At 65.3% G+C, this 23455-nt stretch carries 21 protein-coding genes and 1 tRNA gene; 9 read left to right on the plus strand and 13 right to left on the minus strand.

Features of this window, described 5'->3' with window-relative positions:
• The coding region (locus AC3WL8_RS24925) for an ATP-binding protein (protein WP_492379022.1) at positions 1-1169 on the minus strand (1169 nt) is incomplete at its 3' end.
• A gap of 200 nt (positions 1170-1369) precedes the next feature.
• Between AC3WL8_RS24925 and AC3WL8_RS24930 the strand changes: the two genes are divergently transcribed.
• On the plus strand, positions 1370-1549 hold the full coding sequence (locus AC3WL8_RS24930) for a hypothetical protein (protein ID WP_013956238.1): 180 nt from the start codon (positions 1370-1372) through the stop codon (positions 1547-1549).
• A gap of 247 nt (positions 1550-1796) precedes the next feature.
• Here AC3WL8_RS24930 and AC3WL8_RS24935 read toward each other — a convergent pair whose 3' ends face one another.
• From AC3WL8_RS24935 to cysS, 8 genes are all read right to left on the minus strand, one after another.
• Entirely contained in the window at positions 1797-2480 is a 684-nt protein-coding gene (locus AC3WL8_RS24935) for a glycine-rich domain-containing protein (RefSeq protein ID WP_153954362.1), read from the minus strand.
• 71 nt (positions 2481-2551) lie between these two features.
• The gene (locus AC3WL8_RS24940) at positions 2552-5959 is read right to left on the minus strand and encodes a bifunctional diguanylate cyclase/phosphodiesterase (RefSeq protein ID WP_153954363.1); all 3408 of its coding nucleotides are present in this window, start codon (positions 5957-5959) and stop codon (positions 2552-2554) included.
• 477 nt (positions 5960-6436) lie between these two features.
• Positions 6437-6530: transfer RNA gene (locus tag AC3WL8_RS24945), tRNA-Ser, on the minus strand.
• A 129-nt stretch (positions 6531-6659) separates the two neighbouring features.
• Complete coding sequence (locus AC3WL8_RS24950; protein WP_010808959.1) at positions 6660-7910, minus strand: aspartate kinase; 1251 nt, start codon at positions 7908-7910, stop codon at positions 6660-6662.
• A gap of 123 nt (positions 7911-8033) precedes the next feature.
• Entirely contained in the window at positions 8034-9485 is a 1452-nt protein-coding gene (gene tilS, locus AC3WL8_RS24955) for a tRNA lysidine(34) synthetase TilS (RefSeq protein WP_228772438.1), read from the minus strand.
• Positions 9451-10422 carry an acetyl-CoA carboxylase carboxyltransferase subunit alpha gene (locus tag AC3WL8_RS24960; protein WP_010808961.1) on the minus strand — a complete coding sequence of 324 codons (972 nt, stop codon included), beginning with the start codon at positions 10420-10422 and terminating at the stop codon, positions 9451-9453. Before AC3WL8_RS24960 ends, tilS begins: the two co-directional genes overlap by 35 nt.
• 115 nt (positions 10423-10537) lie before the next feature.
• Positions 10538-11377 carry a DNA-3-methyladenine glycosylase family protein gene (locus AC3WL8_RS24965; protein WP_013956234.1) on the minus strand — a complete coding sequence of 280 codons (840 nt, stop codon included), beginning with the start codon at positions 11375-11377 and terminating at the stop codon, positions 10538-10540.
• Positions 11374-12762, minus strand: coding sequence for a cysteine--tRNA ligase (gene cysS, locus AC3WL8_RS24970; protein WP_013956233.1), 1389 nt, complete (start codon positions 12760-12762; stop codon positions 11374-11376). Before cysS ends, AC3WL8_RS24965 begins: the two co-directional genes overlap by 4 nt.
• 283 nt (positions 12763-13045) lie before the next feature.
• On the opposite strand from cysS, the gene AC3WL8_RS24975 reads away from it, so the two are divergent.
• From AC3WL8_RS24975 to AC3WL8_RS24990, 4 genes are all read left to right on the plus strand, one after another.
• Entirely contained in the window at positions 13046-13747 is a 702-nt protein-coding gene (locus tag AC3WL8_RS24975; protein ID WP_153954364.1) for a tetratricopeptide repeat protein, read from the plus strand.
• Between the two features lie 71 nt (positions 13748-13818).
• Complete coding sequence (locus AC3WL8_RS24980) at positions 13819-14403, plus strand: peptidylprolyl isomerase (RefSeq protein WP_492379023.1); 585 nt, start codon at positions 13819-13821, stop codon at positions 14401-14403.
• A gap of 21 nt (positions 14404-14424) precedes the next feature.
• Complete coding sequence (locus AC3WL8_RS24985) at positions 14425-14925, plus strand: peptidylprolyl isomerase (protein WP_013956230.1); 501 nt, start codon at positions 14425-14427, stop codon at positions 14923-14925.
• A 66-nt stretch (positions 14926-14991) separates the two neighbouring features.
• Positions 14992-15789 (plus strand): UDP-2,3-diacylglucosamine diphosphatase, encoded by a 798-nt coding sequence (locus AC3WL8_RS24990; protein ID WP_013956229.1) that lies wholly within the window; start codon positions 14992-14994, stop codon positions 15787-15789.
• 30 nt (positions 15790-15819) lie between these two features.
• On the opposite strand, the gene cysE is transcribed toward AC3WL8_RS24990, so the two are convergent.
• Together cysE and AC3WL8_RS25000 are read right to left on the minus strand one after the other, a co-directional pair.
• Complete coding sequence (cysE, locus tag AC3WL8_RS24995) at positions 15820-16563, minus strand: serine O-acetyltransferase (RefSeq protein ID WP_035825307.1); 744 nt, start codon at positions 16561-16563, stop codon at positions 15820-15822.
• Between the two features lie 305 nt (positions 16564-16868).
• Positions 16869-17768 carry an RNA methyltransferase gene (locus AC3WL8_RS25000; RefSeq protein WP_211980946.1) on the minus strand — a complete coding sequence of 300 codons (900 nt, stop codon included), beginning with the start codon at positions 17766-17768 and terminating at the stop codon, positions 16869-16871.
• A gap of 122 nt (positions 17769-17890) precedes the next feature.
• On the opposite strand from AC3WL8_RS25000, the gene AC3WL8_RS25005 reads away from it, so the two are divergent.
• The 3 genes from AC3WL8_RS25005 to AC3WL8_RS25015 all read left to right on the plus strand — a co-directional run bounded on the left by AC3WL8_RS25005 (position 17891) and on the right by AC3WL8_RS25015 (position 20031).
• The gene (locus tag AC3WL8_RS25005; protein ID WP_013956226.1) at positions 17891-18709 is read left to right on the plus strand and encodes an inositol monophosphatase family protein; all 819 of its coding nucleotides are present in this window, start codon (positions 17891-17893) and stop codon (positions 18707-18709) included.
• A 223-nt stretch (positions 18710-18932) separates the two neighbouring features.
• Positions 18933-19148, plus strand: coding sequence for an HP1242/YdcH family protein (locus AC3WL8_RS25010; protein WP_010808971.1), 216 nt, complete (start codon positions 18933-18935; stop codon positions 19146-19148).
• Between the two features lie 448 nt (positions 19149-19596).
• Positions 19597-20031 (plus strand): universal stress protein, encoded by a 435-nt coding sequence (locus AC3WL8_RS25015; protein WP_153954433.1) that lies wholly within the window; start codon positions 19597-19599, stop codon positions 20029-20031.
• A gap of 569 nt (positions 20032-20600) precedes the next feature.
• On the opposite strand, the gene AC3WL8_RS25020 is transcribed toward AC3WL8_RS25015, so the two are convergent.
• Both AC3WL8_RS25020 and AC3WL8_RS25025 read right to left on the minus strand, forming a co-directional pair.
• Positions 20601-21308, minus strand: a complete 708-nt coding sequence (locus AC3WL8_RS25020; RefSeq protein WP_492379024.1) for an adenylate/guanylate cyclase domain-containing protein — start codon at positions 21306-21308, stop codon at positions 20601-20603.
• A 9-nt stretch (positions 21309-21317) separates the two neighbouring features.
• Positions 21318-21812 (minus strand): Pycsar system effector family protein, encoded by a 495-nt coding sequence (locus AC3WL8_RS25025; RefSeq protein ID WP_492379025.1) that lies wholly within the window; start codon positions 21810-21812, stop codon positions 21318-21320.
• A 367-nt stretch (positions 21813-22179) separates the two neighbouring features.
• Between AC3WL8_RS25025 and AC3WL8_RS25030 the strand changes: the two genes are divergently transcribed.
• A complete protein-coding gene (locus AC3WL8_RS25030) occupies positions 22180-23406 on the plus strand; it encodes a phospholipase D family protein (RefSeq protein WP_492379026.1) in 1227 nt (408 codons plus the stop codon).
• The last annotated feature ends 49 nt before the right edge of the window (positions 23407-23455 follow it).

Here is a 23455-nt window from a genome sequence, read left to right on the forward strand (position 1 = left end):
CCGAAGCCGGCCGCGCTGCGGTAGGCGGTGAGGCGGCCATAGTCCGGCAGGAAGCCGTTCTCCGGGTCCTCGGTGGTGATCCGGCATTGCAGCGCGTGACCGTTGAGCGAAATCGCTTCCTGCACCGGCACGCCCGCGGCGCGCACGACGATCTCGCCGTTTTCATTGCGCGTGTTCTCGGTCATGCCGATATGGCCGCCCTCCGTCACGCGGATCTGCGCCTTGACGATATCGATCCCAGTGACCATCTCCGTGACCGTGTGTTCGACCTGGATGCGCGGATTGACCTCGATGAAGTAGAACTGGCCGGAATCGGCATCCATCAGGAATTCGACCGTACCGGCATGGGTGTAGCCGACCGCGCGCATCAGCCGCAGGGCCGATTCGCACAGCGCGGCCCGGCCGGCATCGTCGAGATACGGCGCGGGCGCCCGCTCCACCACCTTCTGGTTGCGCCGCTGCACGGTACAGTCGCGCTCATAGAGATGCACGAGGTTGCCGTGCGTGTCGCCGAGCACCTGCACTTCGACATGGCGCGCGTTGCGCACCAGCTTTTCGACATAGACCTCGTCATTGCCGAACGCAGCCAGCGCCTCGCGCCGCGCCGCGGCGAGCGCCCCCTCAAGGTCCTGCTCGCTTTCCAGGACCCGCATGCCGCGTCCGCCGCCGCCCCAGCTTGCCTTGAGCATCAGCGGATAGCCGACGCCGGCGGCCAGGCGCTTGCACGTATCCAGGTCATGCGGCAGCGGATCAGTTGCCGGCATTACCGGCACGCCCGCCTCGATCGCCGCGTTGCGCGCCGCCACCTTGTTGCCAAGCTTGCGCATGACCTCGGGCGACGGGCCGATCCAGCGGATTCCCGCGTCGATCACGGCCTGCGCGAAGTCCGGGTTTTCCGAGAGGAAGCCATAGCCCGGATGAATGGCGTCGACCTTTGCCTGCCTGGCAATGCGCAGGATATCGTCGATGTCGAGGTAAGCCGCCAGCGGCTTCTTGCCTTCGCCGACCAGGTAGCTCTCATCGGACTTGAAGCGATGGAGCGCGAGGCGGTCTTCCTTCGAATAGATCGCCACCGTGCGCACATTCATCTCGGCGGCGGCGCGCATCACGCGGATCGCGATCTCGGAACGGTTGGCAATCAGCAGGGAACGGATAGGAGCGTAGTCCATGGGGCGCAGGGAAACGAACCAGCCGTGCGCAACCGCCACGGCAGGGTCAGGTGATCAGGGATGCAGCACGGGCGCAAGGCTTGCCCGGGCCGCTAGTCGTAATGGGCAAATGGGGCGTGCGAGTCCATCCAGTCATAGTGCGCCGATGCAGCGGCCCATGCCCAGTTGGCTCGCTTTGGCGACGGCTGGTCCCGATCGCCATGCTCGCTTCGATTCTGGCCGGCAAGCGGCTGATCGCCATCTCCGGCAAGCTCGCGGCTGTGCCCGCGGGCTCCGTTTCTTCCGTAGTACATCGTGGTGCCTTCCTCTTCAAGACCAGGTTCGCCTGCCCGCGACGCAGCGCGATGGCCAGGGCGACGGCAGGTTTGCAGGCGCGATGAAATACGCGCCCATCCCGGCCTGCTGCCGCAAGAAGCGGGCCACGGCCGATTCAGGCCCCATCCCTTTGATTTAGTGGAGGATTTTCTTCCGAGGCCAGCCTATCGGATTTCAGAAATGAAATTTTTCATTTCATCGATGCCGCGGCCAATGCGCGATGCAGCACCTATGCCGCGCGGCAACCGATAGTGCCAGCGTGGGCAACGTGGCCAGGTCGACGACACCCGCCCGGCCACGAATGCCAGGCCTTCAGCAGGCCGCGGGCTGGGGCGAAGCCAGTGCGCAGTATGCGGGGGCGCCGGCCTTGGCCATGCGGGCGCAGTACGCGGGATCGTCCGCCCTGGCCATGCGGGCGCAGTACGCCGGCTCCTCCGCCTTCGCCATGCGTGCGCAGTACGCCGGTTCTTCCGCCTTGGCCATCCGTGCACAGTACGCGGGCTCCTCCGCCTTCGCCATGCGCGCGCAGTACGCGGGTTCTTCCGCCTTCGCCATGCGCGCACAGTACGCGGCCTCGTCAGCTGCTGCCCGGGCACAATATGCGGCAGACGTCAGCGGGCTGCCGAATTCGCGCATGCTCAGCGCATCGCTCGCCGCGGCCATTTGCAGGAGGCGGGCCTCATCCTCCGGGCCATCGATGCCAACGTAGGGGTCGTGGTGAAGGACATAGCCGAAGATGCGCTCGCAATCGCTGGCATAGCGCCTGGTGTCCAGGATGTGGGCATGCCAGAAGGCATCCACCTGCTCGCTGGGGACGGCGGGCGTGTCCGGATGCTTCGCCGCCAGCTTGAGGAATTGCCGGTAGCCGCTCTCCGCCTGCTCCAGCGATTCTGGCGACCAGTGCGCATACTTCTGGTGCAGCAGCTTGGCCTTCATCCTGGAAAAGTCCAGGGCGTCGATGGCCTGCCACATGATTTCAATAGTACGGACCTGCATGATTCATGCTCCCATTTTTATTTGACTGCCTTTTATTGGACTTGCATAAGCGCGCGCCGGATTGCCGGCAGTCAGGCGCGCAGCGGTTGCGGCCCGTGCTCGATAGCGGGGCCGTTCTCCATGCGGCTGGCGAGGAAGGCAGTGATCTTCGCCGGCGGCAGCGGATGGCTGAAGTAGTAGCCCTGCACCTCGTCGCAGCCTTCGCGGCGCAGGAATTCGAGTTGCACCTCGTTCTCCACGCCTTCGGCGACCACTTCCAGGCCGAGCCGGTGGCCGAGCCCGATCACCGCGCTGGTAATCTGCGTGTCGCTGCGGCTTTCCGGTACGTAGCGGACGAAGCTACGGTCGATCTTGACCGTATCGATCGGGAAGCGGCTCAGGTAGGCAAGTGAGGAATAGCCGGTGCCGAAGTCGTCGATCGCCAATCGAACGCCGGTGCGCTTCAGGCGCGAGAGCCAGCTGGAAGCCTGTTCGGCATCGCGCATGATCATGCTTTCGGTGAGTTCCAGCTCCAGCAGGTTGCCAGGCAAGGCCGCTTGCCGCAGGGCATCGATAATGGTCAGCCTGAGCGACTTGTCGGCAAACTGCCGTGCCGAAAGATTGACTGAAACACGCACCGGCGGCAGCCCCTGCGCGCGCCATGCGGCATTCTGCCGGCACGCTTCGCGCAGCGCCCAGGCGCCGATCTCGACAATGGCGCCGCTCTGCTCCGCGAAGGGAATGAAATCTCCGGGCATGACCAGGCCCAGTTCCGGGTGGCGCCAGCGGATCAGTGCCTCGACCGCCGTGCACGCTCCCGACGCGAGCGCAATGCGCGGCTGGTAGTAGAGGATGAATTCGTTCTGCTCGAGCGCGCGGTGCAGGTGCGTCTCCATGTCGATGCGCCGCTGCAGGGACGCGCTCATGCCCCGGCAGTAGAACTGGTAGCCGTTCTTGCCGAGCTGCTTGGCACCGTACATGGCCAGGTCGGCATGCTTGAGCAGGGTCTGCCAGTCGCTGCCGTCCTCGGGGAAGGAGCTGATGCCGATGCTTGCCGTCATGCGCAGCTCCGACTCGTTGACGACGAAGCCTGGCGCGAGCGCAGCCTGGATCCTGGCGATGGTCCGCTCCAGGAGCGTCGAATCGCCCTTGGGGTCCAGCAGCACGACGAATTCATCGCCGCCGAAGCGGGTGATCAGCTCCACCTCCTCCAGACTCCCGCGCAACCGGTCGGCCATCTCGCGCAGCACGATGTCGCCGGCGTTGTGGCCGATCGTGTCGTTCACGACTTTGAACTCGTCCAGGTCCACGAAAATGACATGCAGCGCCTGGTCGCTCGCGCGGGCACGGGTCAGCGCCTGCTCGAACTCGGCCTTGAACATGAGGCGGTTGGGCAGGCCGGTGAGGGCATCGTGATTGGCGAGGAAGCGCAGGTTCTCCTCGGCCTGGCGCCGCAGCAGGAAGTGCCCGGTCTGATTGGCAATGCCGCCCGCCATCGCGAGCGCATGCGTATCGGGGCTGCGCTTGCTGCGGGAATAGAGTTCGACCACGCCGAGCGTCACGTGCCCCCTGCTCAGCGGGAAGGCGAACACCGTCCGGATGCCGCCCGCGTCGAGCCACCTGGCTTGCGAATGCCGGGCCATCGCGCTCCGGCTTGCATACCATTGCGGCGCCTGCAAGACCGCAGCGCCGGCCGGCCCTGCGGGGCGCTCGGCGAACCAGGGCTGCAGCACCTTGACGCGGGCCAGGTAGACCGGTGGCAGCTTCAGCCCCTGGCTGTCATCGCCCGGCCAGAAGGCACCCGCCTCCCAGTCCATGCCTTCGAGCAGCGTGTGGACAATCTCCTCCAGCACCTCGGTTTCGCTGGTGGCGGTGGCCAGGTGCAGGGCAATCTGGTGTTCCTGCATCCTGGCCTGCTCGGCGGACTTGCGCTGGCTGATGTCCTGCGCGGTGCCCCGCAGCACGGCGCTGTCCGCCGCCCCATGCGCGTGGCCGATCAGGTGCAGCCAGCCCCGCCGCCCGCGCCGCGAACGGTAGGGGCACTCGAACTCGAACGGCTGGCGATCCTGCAGGGCTACCCGCATCCTTTCCTGCAGCACGGCGCAATGGCCGGCGTCGATCGCCTGGAACAGCGCTTCCGGAGTCGGTTTGTCGCCGCGCAAGCCCAGCAGGCGCGCCATTTCCCGGGAAAAATGCGCGATGTCCTTGTCCAGGTCGATGCGCCAGTCGCCCAGGCGGGCAATCTGCTGCGCCTCGGCCAGCGCGGCCTGGCTGTCGCGCAGGCTGTGCGTCATCTGGTCGGCCACGGCCACGGCGCGCGCCCGCGAACTCGACAGCGCATAGGCCAGCCACCCCAGCAGCACGCTGATGATCAGGCCGGAAATCACCACCAGCGCCGGCAGGTAGCGCTGGGGACCACTGATGGCCTTGGCATCGGCAGCAAACGCGATTACCCAGCGCCGTCCGCCGAAATTCCGCACCACGCTCTTGACCAGATCATGCTGGGCCGGGGCCGCCTGGCCGTCCGCCAGTGCCGTCGCGCCACGCGCGGCACTGGCGTGGACTGCGCTGCCGCCAGCGCCCCGGCTGCGCTCCCCGACCGCCAGGCCGGTCAGGCTGTCATAGAGCAGGTTGGCGGCGGAGGACGGGACCGCCGCCTCCGCGAAGTCTCCGGCGTCATGCACGCGGAACCGGATCCGGCGCAGGTTCTCATTGCTGACCAGGTCCTTCAGCAGGTCACCCACCCGGATCCCCGCGCCAACCGAGCCGACATAGGCGCGTCGGCGCGCTTCCACGGAATCCAGGTCGGGCACCTTGCGGTACACCGGCAGGCGCAGGGCGATGCCCACATGCGGGTTCTTTGCCTCGCTGAAGATCAGGCGCCCGCTGCTGACTGACTCCCCGGTATCGCGCGCGCGTTCAAGCGCAGCCAGGCGCCGTGGCTCGGCGCCCATGTCGATGCCGATCGACGCCAGGTTGATGTCGAGCGGCTCGACATAGGTCAGCACGAAATGGCCCGGCCGCCGGCCGGGGGGCCGCACGTTAAACGTCACGCCCGCCTCGCGCAGGATCGGATCGCTGCGCTGCCGGGCGACAAAGGCGTCGATCTCGGCCGCCGGCACGTACGGCGCGTAGTTCAGCGTCTGGAAACCGGGATAGCGCTGCGGCAGGTTCAAGCCGCTGACGAAATCGCGAAACTCGCCGCGCGAGACATGGTCGCTGGCGCCGAACAGCGCCTGCATGGTCACGAGTACATCGGTATAGAGGCGGATCCGTGTATCGATCTGCTGGATCACATCGCCAGTATCGTTCTCAAATCGCAGGCGGACGTCCTTTTCCAGCAGGTCGGTGCAGAACGCATAGACGACAGCCGTCGTCATCACGCCAAGCAGCAAGGTGCCCGCGGTGATGGTGCGCGACCCAAGGCGTCCAAGCGGGCGCAGCGCGCGCGCAAGCGTCTGGCGCAAGATTGTTCCCCCCCGGATGTCGATGGCAGCCATGCGGCTGAGCGGCCGTCACCAACGACTGATGCTAATAGTGCACTTATTGGCTGGGGTTCTATTCGGAATCCAGCCTCTTATATGTATTAACAATCTATAACAAGCGGGGAAAAACGGGCCCTGATTATCGCCGCGTAAACACCCAACTTAAGTGGGGTGGCAGTTTAGGGGGACAGTGGCCTGGCTTGCTAGCCGCAAGCGCAAATAGTGACTCCGTTCGCGAGTTATCCAGGCACGCGCTGGCCGTGGGCTTCGAAATCAGATCAACGGCTTTAACGGGAGCATCTGCAGAAACTGGCGCTCTTTCGTCGCCAGATTGCGATATGGACTTCGAGGGTGGAATCGTTGGCGCCGCTCTACGCAACGGCACGAGCAGCAGCAGAGAAGTGGCGGGTGTCTGCTCGCACAGCAGGAATCCGGACCCGCAAAAAACAAAACCCCGGAAGACCGCGATCTTCCGGGGTTCGCCGCCATTTCTGGCGGAGACGGAGGGATTCGAACCCTCGATCCAGGTTTTGGCCCGGATGCTCCCTTAGCAGGGGAGTGCCTTCGACCTCTCGGCCACGTCTCCCAAACTTGCGTTGCGTGAGGGAGCCACACAACGAAGCGCGTATTCTAGCGGCGCCGCACGTGTTGGTCAACGAAAAATCGATCACTCAACACAAAAACCGCGGTCCCGCCAGAAGTGTTCACGAACGGATCACGCCTGTTCCAGTTCGAAGGCCTTGTGCAGCGCGCGCACGGCCAGTTCCATGTACTTCTCGTCGATCAGCACCGAGATCTTGATTTCCGAGGTGGAGATCATCTGGATGTTGATGCCCTCTTCCGACAGGGTGCGGAACATCTTGCTGGCGATGCCCACGTGCGAGCGCATGCCCACGCCCACCACCGATACCTTCGACACCTTCGGGTCGCCCGACACGCTGCCGGCGCCGATGTGCGACTTCACGCCGTCGTTCAGGATGGCCAGCGCGCGCTGGTACTCGCCGCGCGGCACGGTGAAGGTGAAGTCGGTCTTGCCGTCGACGGACTGGTTCTGGATGATCATGTCGACGTCGATGTTGGCGTCGGCGACCGGGCCCAGGATCTGGTAGGCGATGCCCGGCTTGTCCGGCACGCCCAGAACGGTGATCTTGGCTTCGTCACGGGCAAAGGCGATGCCGGAGATGACGGCTGCTTCCATGGTGGAGTCTTCCTCAAAAGTGATCAGCGTGCCCGAGTGCATTTCCTGCTCGAGCGGCATAAGCGGGTCGGTCAGCGACGACAGCACGCGGGTCTTCACGCGGTACTTGCCGGCGAACTCCACGGAGCGGATCTGCAGCACCTTGGAGCCGAGGCTGGCCATTTCCAGCATTTCTTCGAAGGTGATCTGGTCCAGGCGGCGGGCGTCTTCGACCACGCGCGGGTCGGTGGTGTACACGCCATCGACGTCGGTGTAGATCAGGCACTCGTCGGCCTCGATGGCGGCGGCGATGGCCACGGCCGATGTGTCCGAGCCGCCACGGCCCAGCGTGGTGATGTTGCCGTCGTCGTCGATGCCCTGGAAGCCGGTGATCACGACCACGCGGCCGGCGTCGAGGTCGGCCAGGATGCGCTCGTCGTCGATCGATTCGATACGGGCCTTGGTATAGGCCGAGTCGGTCTTCACCGGCACTTGCCAGCCGGTGTAGCTGACCGCGTCGATGTCTTCGCCGTGCAGCGCGATGGCCAGCAGTGCCACGCTGGCCTGCTCGCCAGTCGAGGCGAGCATGTCCAGTTCACGCGGATTGGGCTGCGGCGAAATTTCCTTGGCGAGTCCCAGCAGGCGATTGGTCTCGCCCGACATGGCCGAAGGCACCACGACTACGCGGTGACCGGCGCGGTGCCACTTGGCCACGCGCTTGGCGACATTCTTGATGCGTTCCGTGGAACCCATCGAAGTGCCGCCGTATTTGTGAACGATGAGAGCCATCTTCTTGTCGACGCCAGCGATTATGCAAAGCCCTTGAAAATACACGAACAAGCCCCGTGAGGCAAGGCGGGAGCGGGGTTCGGGCTGCAGATCGGAAGTGATGCCGGCGGCGATCCGGGAGCTTCAGTGCGTCGGCATCGCCACTGCCGGCGGCCGCGGATGCCATTCGACGCACCAGCGCGGCGCTGCCGGGGCGTCCGGCCAGCGGCGGTGCATGCCCAGGCCGGCGGCCAGCACCAGCGTATCGCCAGACCACAGCAACGGCAGCCAGGCGCGGCGCCAGGCCGGGATGCCGGCTTCCTGGCAGGCCTGCTTCAGGGCCCGGGCCGGGCCGCCCGGACGCAGCACGATACGCTCGCCGCCGCTGCGGGCGGCCAGGCGCAAGGGCTGGCGCAGCACCGCTTCGGGCACGCCGAAGGTGTCATCGCGGAAGAAATGGAGTTCGCCGCGCCAGGCTGACACGACGATGCGGGCCTCGCCGCGCCAGTCCAGCGTCACGGGTGCCGGCGCAGCGATCGGTGGCGGCGTGCAGGCCAGCACGCGGTCGCGGAAACGGCGCAGGACCAGCCCCTCATGCGCGATCGCGGGCTCGCCGCCAGCGTGGGTGACCAGTTGCTCGCGCATAGCCGCCAGCCGAGCGGTGGACGGCGCGCGCACGCCGAGGTCGCGCAGCCAGAAGCGCAGCACGGCATCGGCATGTGCCACGGGCAAGGCGCGCAGCCCTGCCAGGTCGAGTTCGGAAAGCGTGTCGGCATCGCGGCCGGGGCGCGCCAGCGCCGCCAGCGAGGCGGCTGCCAGTTCGTCGATCAGTGCGCCTGCCTGGGCGAAATGCGCGGCCGCCTGCACCACATTGGCCGACAACGCCGGAAAGGCCGCCACCAGCGCCGGCAGGTGCGCGCGCAAGGCATTGCGCGCATAGCGTTCATCGGCATTGGACGGGTCGTCGACCCACTGCAGTGCGTTGGCCGCGCAATAGGCCTCGATCTCGGCGCGGGCCACATCCAGCCAGGGGCGCAGCAGCATCACGCCGCTGCGCTCGTCCAGCGGGCGCAGCGCTGGCATGCCAGCCATGCCGGCCACTCCAGCGCCGCGGAACAGCCGCAGCAGCACGGTCTCGACCTGGTCGTCCTGGTGGTGGGCAAACAGCAGCAGGCGCGCGCCGCTGTCGGCGCACATCGCCGCCAGCGCGGCATAGCGCGCGCGGCGCGCAGCCGCTTCCACGCCCTCTCCCGCTTCGGGCTGCACCGATACCCGCCGCACGAAATAGCCGACCTGCCACTGCGCGCACAGCGCGGCGCAGAAGCGGTCCCAGTCGTCGGCATCCGCCTGCAGGCCGTGGTGGACATGCAGCGCCACCACGCGCGCGCCAACGCCCCACTCCGCCGCGGCCGCGCGGGCGGCATGCAGCAGCGCGACCGAATCGCGACCGCCCGACAGGGCCACGGCGATCGTCGCCGCGCCCGTGCCGCCGCCAGAAACAACAAAGGCCGCACCGGCCTGTAGGGCCTGTGCGACCTTGTCGGTCAGCCGGGCGGACGGTTCAGTCCTGGGTGCCGGTTTCCTTGAACTTGCCATAGGCGAGCAGGCGCTCGTAGCGGCGGGCCTGCAACTCCTTCACGCTCATGCCCTGGAACTGGCGCAACGACTCGGCCAGCGAGCGCTTGAGCATCGCCGCCATGCCCTTGTAGTCACGGTGCGCGCCGCCCAGCGGCTCGCTCACGATCTTGTCGATCAGGCCCAGCGCCTTCAGGCGGTGCGCGGTCAGGCCCAGCGCCTCGGCGGCTTCCGGCGCCTTCTCGGCCGTCTTCCACAGGATCGAGGCGCAGCCTTCGGGCGAAATCACCGCGTAGGTGGCGAACTGCAGCATCTGCACCACGTCGCCCACGGCAATCGCCAGCGCGCCGCCCGAACCGCCTTCACCGATGATGGTGGCGATCAGGGGCACCTTCAGGCCGGCCATCACGTACAGGTTGTGGCCGATAGCCTCTGACTGGCCTCGCTCTTCGGCATCGATGCCGGGGAATGCGCCCGGGGTGTCGACGAAGGTGAAGATCGGCAGGCCGAACTTGTCCGCCAGCTCCATCAGGCGCTTCGCCTTGCGGTAGCCCTCGGGCTTGGGCATGCCGAAATTGCGCATGGCGCGCTCTTTCGTGTCACGGCCCTTCTGGTGGCCGATGACCATGCACGCCTGGCCGTTGAAGCGCGCCAGGCCGCCGATGATCGAAAGATCGTCGGCAAAGGTGCGGTCGCCGTGCAGCTCGTGGAAATCGGTAAAGATCTCGCGCACGTAGTCCAGCGTATAGGGACGCTGGGGGTGGCGGGCAATTTGCGCAACCTGCCACGGGGTCAGGTTGGCGTAGATGTCTTTGGTCAGCTGCTGGCTCTTGCCGGCCAGCCGCGAAATCTCTTCGGAAATATCAACAGCCGAATCGTCCTGCACGAAGCGCAGTTCTTCGATCTTTGCCTCAAGTTCGGCAATGGGCTGCTCAAAATCCAGGAAGGTGGTTTTCATAAAATCACACGTACCTGTCTGTGAAGGGGCGCATTCTACCGGAATTTGGTCGCTATCTTAGCGCCTGCCAGATAGCCCGGACTGCACCTGCCACTAAATTTTCTTTCTGCGATGCCTAATACGTCACTGGCAACGGGTCGAGACTGCGCCACATATACCACGTCGCCACGGTTCGCCACGGCTCCCAGTTGGCCGCGACTTCGCGCGCCTCGCTGCGGGTGACGGGTTCGCCGCTGAAATAGTTGGCGGAGATTGCGTTGATCAGGCCGATATCGTCCAGCGGCAGCACGTTGGGCCGCATCAGGTTGAACATCAGGAACATCTCCGCGGTCCAGCGGCCGATGCCGCGGATCTGCGTCAACTCCGCGATCACGGCTTCGTCGTCCATCTGCGCCCATTCGGCGACATGCACCATGCCCGCCTTGAAGTGGTCGGCCAGGTCGATCAGGTATTCCCCCTTGCGCTTGGACAGGCCGCAGCCTGCCAGCTTCTCGGGACCGGCGCGCAGGAACTGGGCCGGGGTGAGCTTGGGGCAGAGCGTATGCAGCCGCTCCCACACCGACTGCGCCGCCTTGACCGAGATCTGCTGGCCCACCACCGCGCGCGCCAGCGTGACGAACGGATCGCCACGCGACACCAGGTGCGCCGGGCCGTAGGTCGGGATCATCTTGCGCAGTATGCGGTCACGCTTCATCAGGTCGGCGCAGGCTTCGTCCCAGTAGGCGGGGCGCACCGCATCGATGACGGTTTCGACCGGCAGCGGCACCGCATCCGCCTCGGGCAGCACGGCCTTGGCGTTGCGCGTGCCCCTGGCCGCGTCCTTGCCATCCGGCAGCGGCGCCTCGCTGGCGCCAGCCTTGCCCGGGCGCGGACCGGCCGCCTTCGCCCGGCCCCTCGTAGCGGGAGACGTGGCCGGCGGCGTGGCGGTGGCGGGCTTGCGCGCGGCAGCGTTCAAGCACGCCTCCACTCGGTGGCACCGCCCGGCTTGTCTTCCAGCACGATGCCCGCTTCCAGCAGTTGCGCGCGGATGCGGTCCGCTTCGGCAAAGTTGCGCTCCAGCTTGGCGGTCTTGCGCGCGGCGATCAAGGTCTCGATCTGTTCCGGCGAGATGCCGTCGTCGGACCTGCCGCCTTGCAGGAAGGTATGCGGATCGCGCTCGAGCAGGCCCAGCGTGCCCGCCAGCGCCTTGAGCTGGCGCGCAGCCGCGGTCGAGCCGGTGCGGTTGATCTCGCTGGCCAGGTCGAACAGCACCGACATCGCGATCGGCGTGTTGAAGTCGTCGCCCATGGCCTCGGCAAAGCGCCTGGCGTGCGGCTCGTCCCAGTCCACCGCGCAGCCGCCCGGCTGGCTGTCCTTGAGTGCCGTGTACAGGCGTGTCAGGGCGTGGCGCGCATCGTCCAGGTGCGCGTCGCTGTAGTTCAGTGGGCTGCGGTAGTGCGCGCGCAAGATAAAGAAGCGCACGACCTCAGCGTCGTACGACTTCAGGACCTCGCGGATGGTGAAGAAATTGCCAAGCGACTTGGACATTTTTTCGTCGTTGATGCGCACGAATCCGTTGTGCATCCACATATTGACGAAGGGCTTGCCGCTGGCGCCTTCAGACTGCGCAATCTCGTTCTCGTGGTGCGGGAACTGCAGGTCAGCCCCGCCGCCATGGATGTCGAAATGCTCGCCCAGCAGCGTGCAGCTCATGGCGGAGCATTCAATGTGCCAGCCCGGGCGGCCGGCGCCCCACTTCGAGTCCCACTTGCTCTCGGGCGGCTCGCTGGCCTTGGCGGACTTCCACAGCACGAAGTCGAGCGGGTCCTGCTTGGCGTCGTTGGCGCTGACACGCTCGCCGGCGCGCAGGTCTTCCAGCGACTTGCCCGAGAGCTTGCCGTAGCCGTCGAACTTGCGCACCGAATAGTTCACGTCGCCGTCGCTGGCCTGGTAGGCCAGGCCCCTGGCTTCCAGCTTGCCGATCATGTCGAGCATCTGCGGCACGTAGTCGGTGGCGCGCGGCTCGTGGTCAGGGCGGATCACGCCCAGCGCGGCGGCATCCTCATGCATGTACTGGATAAAGCGCGTGGTCAGCTCGCCGATGGTCTCGCCGTTCTCGGCCGCGCGGCGGATGATCTTGTCGTCGATGTCGGTGATGTTCTGCACATACGTCACCTCGTAGCCGGCGGCACGCAGCCAGCGGTGCACCATGTCGAACACCACCATCACGCGAGCGTGGCCAACGTGGCAATAGTCGTACACCGTCATGCCGCACACATACATGCGGACCTTGCCGGGTTCGATTGGCACGAATGGCTGTTTCTCACGCGCGAGCGTGTTGTAGATGTTCAGAAGCTGCATGAAACGAAGTGAGTGGTGAGAGGAGACTGCCGGGGTTCGCACAGCAGGCAGCGCGGGCCGTGGCGCCGGTTGCCCGGCGCCTGGCAGGCCGCCGGCGGCAACGCGGTCACTGGCGCATTTCCGTCGCGCCCCATATCTTACCGGAAGGCGGTGCGCAGGTTGCCTCCGGCACCGCGCAGCCAGGCCGCGCGAGATGCCGCGCCTGCCGCCCCGATGGCATCGCCCTTCGTGCCGGACTTGCCGCTTTGCTAGAATGCCGCGGAGTATAACGGACCTGTCCTCAATGAGCCTGCCGCTGCCCTCCCCGTGTTCTGCCATGTTCGCCGCCCCCGCGCGCCGACGCGGCCATCGCGCCGTACTGCCCCTGCTGGCCCTGGCCGCCGCGCTGGCGGCCCCTGCCTACGCGCAGAACGGCCCGCTGTCGCTGGCCGCGCCGACGGCGCCGGCCGGTGGCATCCAGTCGACCGACCCTGGCATGAGCGAGGCCCAGCAGGCCGCCAACGCGCGCCGCTACGACGAAGCCATCAAGGGCTTTGACCGCGTGCTGGCCGCCAACCCGCGCAATGCGCAGGCACGCTTCCAGCGCGCCTGGGCTCTGGCCCAGTCCGGCCGCGAGGACGCCGCCATCCAGGCCTTTACCGAAATGGCGCAGGACTTCCCGGAACTGCCCGAGCCCCACAACAACCTGGCGCTGCTCTACGCCAAGCGCGGCGACCTGAAGCGCGCCGAGGCCGAGTTGCTGCTGGCCACCGAAGTCAAGCCGGGCTTCGCCATTGGCTACACCAACCTAGGCGACGTCTACCGCCGCCTGGCCGAGCAGGCCTACACCGAAGCGCTGCGCCGCAATCCGGGCGATGCCCGCGCCAGCACCGGCCTGCGCCAGCTGAACCCTGATGCCGCGTCGCCGGCGGCGCCCGCCGGCACTGGCCGCAAGGCGACGCCAGCGCAGCGCCAGGCACCTGCCAGCGCCCCTGCGGCCAACTGACGGCCACCCATTCCAAGGTCCGGGCGCGGCGCGCCCGGACCATGTGCATCCAGACTTACCGGAGTTCCTTCATGATCCGTTCCCGTCGCATCGTCCTGGCCGGCCTGACCGCAGGCGCCCTGGCACTGTCCTCGTTCAGCGCGCTGGCGCAGCAAAAGGCCGCCGAACGCGTCCAGTTCGCCACCAGTGCCGGCAAGTTCACCATCGAGCTCTACCCCGAGGCCGCGCCGAGGACCGTCGCGAACTTCCTGGAATATGTGAAGAGCGGCTTCTACAGTGGCACCATCTTCCATCGCGTGATCAATGGCTTCATGGTGCAGGGCGGCGGTTTTGACCGCGACATGAAGGAAAAGCCCACCCGTGCGCCTATCCCGCTGGAAGCCCGTAGCGGCCTGAAGAACAAGGCCGGCACGGTGGCCATGGCACGCACCAGCGACCCCAACTCGGCCACCGCGCAGTTCTTCGTCAATGTGGTGGATAATTCGAATCTCGACTACCCGCAGCCGGACGGCAACGGCTACGCCGTCTTCGGCAAGGTGGTGGAAGGCATGGAGACGATCGACAAGATCAAGAGCGTGCCGACCACGGCCTACGGCCCCATGCGCAATGTGCCGGCCGCGCCGATCGTGATCGAGTCGGCCACCGTCGTCAAATAATTACCGAACAGAGGAAATCCCATGTCCAAGGTCCAGCTCCACACCAACCAGGGTGTCATCACCATTGAACTCGACGCCGAAAAGGCCCCGAAGTCGGTCGAGAACTTCCTGTCGTACGTGCGCAAGGGCCACTACGACAACACCATCTTCCACCGCGTGATCAAGAACTTCATGGTCCAGGGCGGCGGCTTCGAGCCCGGCATGAAGCAAAAGGGCACCGACGCCCCGATCGAGAACGAAGCCGGCAACGGCCTGAAGAATGACCGCTACACCGTGGCCATGGCGCGCACCAACGCCCCGCACTCGGCCACCGCGCAGTTCTTCATCAACGTGGTCGACAACGACTTCCTGAACTTCTCCTCGCCCACGCCGCAGGGCTTCGGCTATGCCGTGTTCGGCAAGGTGGTGGAAGGCACCGACGTGGTCGACCAGATCAAGGGCGTGCGCACCGGCAGTTCGGGCTTCCACCAGGACGTGCCGCTGGAAGACGTGGTGATCGAGAAGGCCGTCATCGTCGAGTAAGCCGATGCCTGCCGATTGCGGTTCCGTGCGCATCCACGTGCCGGCATTCCCCTTCCGACACCGCGCATGACCGCAATCCCCCACACGCCGGTGGCCGGTCCCTTCGAGGCACAGGCGCCGGCGTGGTTCATTTCAGACCTGCACCTGACGCCCGGCATGCCCCGCACGCTGGCGGCCTTCGAGCGCACGCTCGAGCGCGCCGCGCAGCACGCGCGCACGCTGTTCATCCTGGGCGACTTCTTTGAATTCTGGATCGGCGACGAAGAAACCGACTCGCCCTTCGCGCAGCGCGTGACCGGCGCCCTGCGCGCACTGGCCGCGCGCGGCGTGGCCGTGTATTTGATGCACGGCAACCGGGACTTCCTGCTGGGCAAGCGTTTCGCCAGCGCGGCCGGTGCCAGCCTGCTGCCCGACCCCACCGTGATCCACTGTGCCGGCCAGCGCGTGGTGCTGAGCCACGGCGACATGCTGTGCATCGACGACGAACGCTATAACCGCTTCCGCCGCTGGACCCGCAAGGGCTGGGTGCAACGCGTGTTCCTGGCACTGCCGCTTAGCGCGCGTCTGTCGATCGCCCGCAAGCTGCGGGCAGACAGTGAAGGCAACCGCGCCAGGCAGTTGAGCGCGGGTGCGCCCGTGCCGGTGATCTATGGTGATGTGGCGCCCGCCGCCGCGGCCGAGTTGCTCGGCGCCGCCGGTGCGTCGCTGCTGGTGCATGGACACACGCACCGCCCGGCACGGCATGAAGAAGCCGCCGGCGTGCGCTGGGTGCTCACTGACTGGGACCTGGACGGCGCCCATCCGCGCGCCGCGGTGCTGCAACTGGATCGCGACGGCTTCCGCCTGTTGCCGCAGACGGACTGAGCGACAGCGCCGGCCCGGCCCCTGCCCCGCTCACTTCATCAGCCTGCGCAGTTCGCTTGCGTCGAAGGGATCGTTCGGCGTGTTCTCCAGGTGTTCGCCAAGCCGGTCGAGTGCGGCCAGCACCGCCTCGATGCGGTCGTGCTGGCGCCCCGCATTGTCGATCAGGCTCTTGAGCGCCAGCGACACCGGATCGTCCGCATTGGGCGTGATGCCGTAGGCCGAGAACTCCTGCTTGGCACCCTGCTGCGCCGATGGCGCATCCGGCAGGATGATACGGGCCGGGATGCCCACGGCAGTCGCGCCCGGCGGCACCGGCTTGAGCACCACCGCGTTGGAGCCCACGCGCGCGCCGTCGCCCACCACGAATCCGCCCAGCACCTTGGCGCCCGCGCTCACCACCACGTTGGCGCCCAGCGTGGGGTGCCGCTTCTGGCCCTTGTACAGCGAGGTGCCGCCCAGCGTCACGCCCTGGTAGATGGTGCAGTCATCGCCGATCTCGGCGGTCTCGCCGATCACCACGCCCATGCCGTGGTCGATGAATACGCGCCGGCCCAGCTTGACCGCCGGATGGATTTCGATGCCGGTGAAAAACCGCGCCCAGTGCGAGATCCAGCGCCCCAGCCAGTGGAAGCCCGCGTTCCAGCATCCATGCGCAAAGCGGTGGAACACCACGGCATGCAGGCCGGGGTAGCAAGTCAGCACCTCCAGGCGGCTGCGCGCGGCGGGATCGCGCAGCATGATCGTGTCGATATCTTCCTTCAGGCGAGAGAACATCTTGGTCGTGTCGTGTTGCCGCGCCGTGCGCCGCGCCACGCGGGCTGGTGCCCGGGACAGGGTCGCCGGCGAGGTCAGTGGCCGGTGGGGACGGGATCAGGGAGTGTAAGTGATTTGCCGGACCCGCTTGGGGTACCGGTGTTTGGCCCCTGATCCGTCAGGGACATTGCGGCGATGCTGCGATCAACATCGCCCGGGCCTGCGCAAACCCGCAGCCGCGGGACGACAGCACGCGCGCTTGCCGCGCATGCCTGCATCGCCCTGCATCGAATCGCTCCGGTTTGCTGCCACTGTCCTTGCTCCTATCACCGGTCCTGGTGCGGGCCCGGCTGGTTCTGCGCGGCGATCAGCATGTGCTTGGCGATGCCGCGCAGGATATTCACTTCCTCGCGCTCCAGGCCGCTGCGTGCCAGCAGCCGGCGCAGCCGGGTCATCAGCCTGCGCGGGTTGGACGGATCGAGAAAGCCGATCGCCTCCAGGCCCGTCTGCAGATGGCCGAACATGGCCTCGACCTGCTCGGCCGTGGCCGGCTCACCAGCATAGCCGATATTGGCGCCGGCGTCCGGGGCCGCCTCCAGCAGCGCCAGCCGCAACTCGTAGGCGATGAGCTGCACCGCCTGCGCCAGGTTCAGCGAGGTATAGGCGGGATTGGCGGGGATATGGGTGACGGCGTTGCAGCGCTCGACCACTTCATTGGGCAGGCCATAACGCTCGTTGCCGAACACGAAGGCAACGCCGCCGCTGCCGGACAGCGTCTGCCGCGCACGTTCCGCGGCCGCGCGCGGCAACAGCCGCGGCGGGCCGAACTCGCGGTGGCGCGCGGTCATCGCCACGGTCAGCGCGGCGCCGGCCAGCGCCGCGTCGACCTGGTCGACGATGAGCGCGCCCGCCAGCACATCGTCGGCACCGCTGGCCATGGCGATGGCGTCGGGGTGCCGCAGCACCTCCGGCTCGCGTGGCGAGACCAGCACCAGGCTGCCGAAGCCCATGGTCTTGATCGCGCGCGCCACCGAGCCCACGTTGCCCGGGTGGCTGGTTTCGACCAGCACGAAACGCACGCGGCCGAAGGCGTCGCCGCCGGGGTCTCCGCTGTTGCCATCGGCAGCGGGCTGGCTCGTATCAATTGCCGGGTTCATATACAATTCGAGGTTCTTCTTTGGCGCGGCGCCAGGTTTTTGCTTGCTCGCGAGACTCTCGCGGCACATTTGCAGCAGAACCGGCGACGCCCGACGTTCTTCTACAATCCGTTGTGTTGTCAGCTGCCCATGAGCGGGCGTGCGGCGCTTTTGCGCCCCGCCGCGTCGTCATGGCCGGCCTGGAGAGATTCATGCATCCGATGCTCAATATCGCCGTCAAGGCGGCCCGCAAGGCGGGATCCATCATCAACCGCGCGTCGCTCGACGTCGATCTGGTGCGCGTCTCGCGCAAGCAACACAACGATTTTGTCACCGAAGTGGACCGCGCCGCCGAAGCCGCGGTCATCGAGATCCTGCGCACGGCCTACCCGGAACACGGCATTTTAGCGGAAGAATCCGGCCAGTCCTGGGCCGAGGGTGAAGACACCCACGAGTACACCTGGGTCATCGACCCGCTGGACGGCACCACCAACTTCATCCACGGCTTCCCGCAATACGCGGTCTCGATCGCCCAGCTGCACCGCGGCACGCCCGTGCAGGCCGTGGTCTACGACCCGACCCGCGATGAACTCTTCACCGCCAGCAAGGGCGCCGGCGCCTTCCTGAACAACCGCCGCATCCGCGTCACGCGCCGCGACAAGCTGGCCGACTGCCTGATCGGCACCGGCTTCCCGTTCCGCGATCTGGAAGGCCTGGACGAATACATGGAATTGTTCGCGCTGATGACGCGCAGCTGCGCCGGCCTGCGCCGCCCGGGCGCAGCCGCGCTGGACCTGGCCTATGTGGCCTGCGGCCGCCTGGACGGCTTCTTCGAGCGCGGCCTGCAGCCGTGGGACATGGCTGCCGGCATGCTGCTGATCACCGAATCAGGCGGCCTGGTCGGCAACTACGCCGGCGAGCCGCGCCAGATGGAACAGGGCGAAGTGCTGGCCGGCAACCCCAAGGCGTTCGCCCAGATGGTGCGCCTGCTGTCGCCGTTCTCGCTGGACAACGCCAAGCCCGCCGCCTGACACCGGCACCTGGCCTGACGGCCAGATCAGCCATACACCGACGCCCGCCGCACCCCGGCGGGCGTTTTGCATGGTGCGCCCCGCCTGCCACCGCGCCCTGCACTGCAGACCTTTCTCATTCCCCAGACGGCCATGATCCTCGTCAAGGTCGCCCCACCCTGCCCTCCCCAAAATAAAACCATGCGCCACGCCCCGTGCGCGCGGATCCAGCAGGAGAGCCAGCATGTTTCCCGAATACCGCGACCAGATCACCACCCTGAAGACGCAGGATGCCCGCTTCGCGCGCCTGTTCCACCGCCACAACGCGCTGGACCAGGAAATCCACAACATGGAGTCGGGGCTGGTGCCGGCCTCCACCTTCGAGATCGAGCGGCTGAAGAAAGAGAAGCTCCTGCTCAAGGACCAGCTGTACGCGATCCTGCGCAACACCGCTGCCTGACGGAGGACCGCAGATGACCGATCGCGACACCATCCAGCCCTCCCACGCCGCTACCCCGCCACGTGCCCGCGCCACGGCCAGGGGCGACGTGCTGCCCACCAACTCGGCGCTTTCAGCCCAGCGCAATGAAGTCGACAGCGCCGTCGACGCCGCGGTGCAGCTGGTGGCCAGCAGCATGCAGGACATCCTGGCCAGCCGCGCCGGCCACAGCGCCGACATGCTCGACGCCGTGCGCACGCTGCTTGACGGCCTGGCGCCCGACGAAGCAGCGCAGTTGCGCAGCCTGATCCTCGAAGGCGATCCCGCCGCGTGGCAGGCCGGCCGCAAGCGCCATCCGGACGACGAGCTGTCCGCGGGCTGGCGCGAAGGCGCGTACCCGTACCAGAACCTGATGTCGCGGCGCAATTACGAAAAGCAGAAGTACCGCCTGCAGGTGGAGCTGGCCCCTATGTTCAAGCACATCCTGCTGCCCGTCGACGGTTCCGAGCTTTCCCACAAGGCCGTGTCCGCCGCCATCCAGTTTGCCCGCACTGCCGCGGCGCGCCTGACGCCCTACATGTGCGTGGAGACCTACCCCTACATGGTGGGCAGCGACAGCACCCATGAGCGGCGCGAGGTATTCCAGCAACGCGTGGAGGCACTGGCGCGCCAGGAACTGGCCAAGATCGAGGCCGCGGCGGCAATGGCCGGCGTCCCCTGCGCGGGCCACGTCTCGGCCGCCAGCGCCCCGTATCACGGCATCATCAACGCCGCCCGGGACCTGGGTTGCGACGTCATCTTCATGGCCTCGCACGGCCGCAAGGGCATCAGCGGGCTGCTGCTGGGCAGCGAGACGCAGAAGGTGCTGACCCACAGCGACGTGCCGGTGCTGGTGTTCCGCTGACGGCACGCCGCCGACCCCGCCGCCGGGCCAGATCCGGCCCACGCGGCGCGGCAACCGCTGCCCCGTGCTGTACCATATCGCCCATATTCGAAAACGCCCCTTCGCGCCACGGCCCCAGGCCGCTGGATGACCGCCCGGACGCCCCGCGCGGCCGCCACCCGGCTTGCGCAAGGCGGCGATCCGAGCGGAGCGGGCAGCATCAGGCAGGCCCACCGCCAGACAGGCTAAATGGCAATGGGATTGCAGAAGAAAACCGACCCGGAACAGGCGCAGGCAGATTCGGCCGCGAGCCGCCACACGCCAATGATGCAGCAGCGCCTATCCCAAGCTGGTTAAGGCTTTCTTGCGCTACCTACGCCAAAACTTACGCCGTTGCGGTGGTCGACGCGACATGGCAAACGCCAGCGGAGCAAACATCCGCACGCTCTGCAACGCATAGACGAAAGCGGCACTCCGCTAGCCCAGAATAGTTGGAACGGTAAGCTTGGGAGGCGTTTTGGAAAACTTAGACCCAGGCTAGTAGTTTTGCTCCATGCCCTGTAATCGCCCATTTGCCTTGAGCCGATCCTTCAGGGCAAAGTCCACCAAAAGCTTGTACGGTAGTGGTCGACGGTTTTCATATTGTTATAGGGCCCCTCCCAAATAGGCCGCCCGTCTGTAGTGGTCTTGTGCGTATCACCCAAGGAATCAAAAACCCGCTTCGTGATTCTAGTCGGATAATCAATGTCTAAACCCTCAAAGCTATTGAGCTTCGCCGCATAGTTTGCCGCTGGCCCTACCCATACAAGATCACTGTCTACGCGCACACCGGTCTTTGCCGCGAGAACCTGCCCCTTGTCTATACCAACGGTATGCTGCAATAACCGATGCGCAGCACCCTTGGCATCTAAAAATGCAGGATTAATTATTTCACGGACACCACAAAATATTTGCATTCCGGTCCTAACAGCATTTCCAGCCTGATTATCTCCGGTGTAGATAGCCATGATCCTGTCGCCATCGTAGGCTTGGATTTCACCTTCGTTAGCACGCACGATACGGGCGCAAGTTCTAAGAAAGGCCTTGTAGTACTCGGCGGCCAGCGTGTCAGGTATTTCATCTACCATCTGCGTAGACCGATGTACATCGGCATAAAGAATAGTGACATCGAGCCGCTCACCGGAATTTCCGAATGTGAGATCCTCCGGCCCTGGTATCACCCTGGCGTTTGGAATTGCGCCCCAAGCGCTTGTGGCGAAGAGGTTCACATCACTAGAGATATCTTCTCTAAGAGTCATAATTGGCCTTCAGACTTTGACAAGTAGAATCACACTCACCGCCCATAGAATGGCAGTTACAAACGACCACTTCATCGAAATACGTACCCAGTGATGTTTGCTTAGCGCGATCTCAGCGTTCCTGTGAATCTGAGCCAGCCAATCATCAAGCAGTTCCTGATCAGAAATATCACGGAACCTTTCTTGGTAATCCGCTAGTCTCATTATTGCAATCCGACCAAAAAACAGTAGCGATGAAGAAGGGCCACCCGTCCTAGGGAAGACAACCGCACCTGCAGAACAGAAAGCTCCACAAGAGGAGCCGATAGTCCAAATCAGGAAAATATACGCCCACGCTGTACGCGCCGCGGCCTCTGATGTACTAAACACAGCGGCCAGCCCCCCAAGCATTGCGACTTGGAGCGTAATAACGACACCCACTTTGATCTCCGCAGCGGCAATCCAGGCCAAATTTCTTTCCAGAACCCATTGCGCGGCCGCGAACCTCTCATTGTAGTTATCCATGTGCAGTACCCTAATCCCGTTGCCCGGATGTTACATCGTCTGCTCACGCCAAGGATGCCTGGCACTGCGAGATCAAGTACAAGTAGGCACCTCGCCGCGCGTTGCCCTTCAAAGGCTTGGCCTAGCAAAGGCTGTCTCAAGGGGCTGTTGCCTTTCGAAATCGACGACTGTTGCTTTTGAGCGATGCGTTGACATAGCGTGCGACGATTGTCCGGCCGATGTCTCAAGTCGACCACCCATTGCTGTCGGCCGGCTTTCTGCAAAGCAGACTGTCGTGGAATTAGGCGGTCGGTCAGGTACTGACACTCAAAGGCATCAGGCCTCTGGTAGGCTATCGTCTCAGCAAAACCAATTAGAAAAGAAGCGCATGAAAGTGAGCATGCTGACGGACGGCCAAGCTACCCGTACCGTTGTCCGCCTCGTACGCGAGTGCATCCGATTTGATGTCGCAGTAGCCTGGGCAGGCTCCAACACTGCAGTGGACGCGATGCTGGCGGCGCATCCGAAGCTCAGGCGTGTTGTGATCGGCACCCACATGTACCAGACCGACCCGGCAGTGCTGCGGAGGTTCATGCCCCACAAGGGCGCTCGCTGTTTGCCACCAGACGGCAGGCTCTTTCACCCGAAGGTCTACCTTTTCGAGATGCCGAAGGGTTTCGCGACGATCGTGGGGAGCCACAACCTTACCGGGGGTGCTTTCGGCGGCAAGAACGTCGAGGTGAGCGTTTTGCTCGAAGGCGGCACCGAGGATGCGGTCTTCGCCGATTTGACCTCGTTCATCAAATCGAGCTGGGGCTCAGCGGAGGCCATCGACGACGACGCCTTCCTGTTCGCCTATGAAGCTCAGTACCGGATCAACAAGGCCAAGCGTAGTGCGCTGGACAGGTTCCACCGACTGAAGAAGCCCCGTGCCGGGGCGAAGATATCGCCTATGGACATTTCATGGTCGAGCTTCATCGCGGACGTGAAGAACGACGGTCACCACAACCTCGAAGGTCGGTTGGCAATCTTGGAGAAAGCGTCGGCGCTGTTTAAAGAACATGGATCATTTGAGGCCATGTCGCAGTACGAACGCAAGGCTATTGCTGGCACCTACGGGGGCAAGGAACCTCAACTCGATGACTTGAAGTGGCCCTGGTTTGGAACGATGTTCGGTCAGGGCGACTTCAAGAACCTTGTCAATGAGTCGCCGGGGCTTCTGTCCAAGGCTCTGCAAAACATCCCCCTGGACGGCAATGTCTCAGAGGCACAGTTCGACGCCTTCGTGCGCCACTTTGACCTTGCCTTCGAGGGAAAGGCACACAAGGGCGGCGTCGCAACGGCAAGCCGCCTGCTCGCGATGAAACGGCCCGACATTTTCGTCGGCCTGAACAACGCTAACCGAGTGGGCATCAGCGAAGCGTTCGGGACGGCTCCGACGACCTTGAACCTCGGCAACTACTGGGAGCGTGTCATTGTCCCTATGCAGAACAGTCCTTGGTGGCTACATCCAAGGCCAAGAGAGGCATTGGCCGGGCGTATTTGGGACAACCGTGCCGCACTTATGGACAGCATTTACTACGATCCGAGCACGAAGAAGACGGCCACCGGCTGATTGGCCGAGCAGTGACATTGCGTGGTGACGATCTCAGCAGCTTGGCGGA

It is taken from the genome of Cupriavidus sp. FW305-F7 (assembly GCF_058782875.1).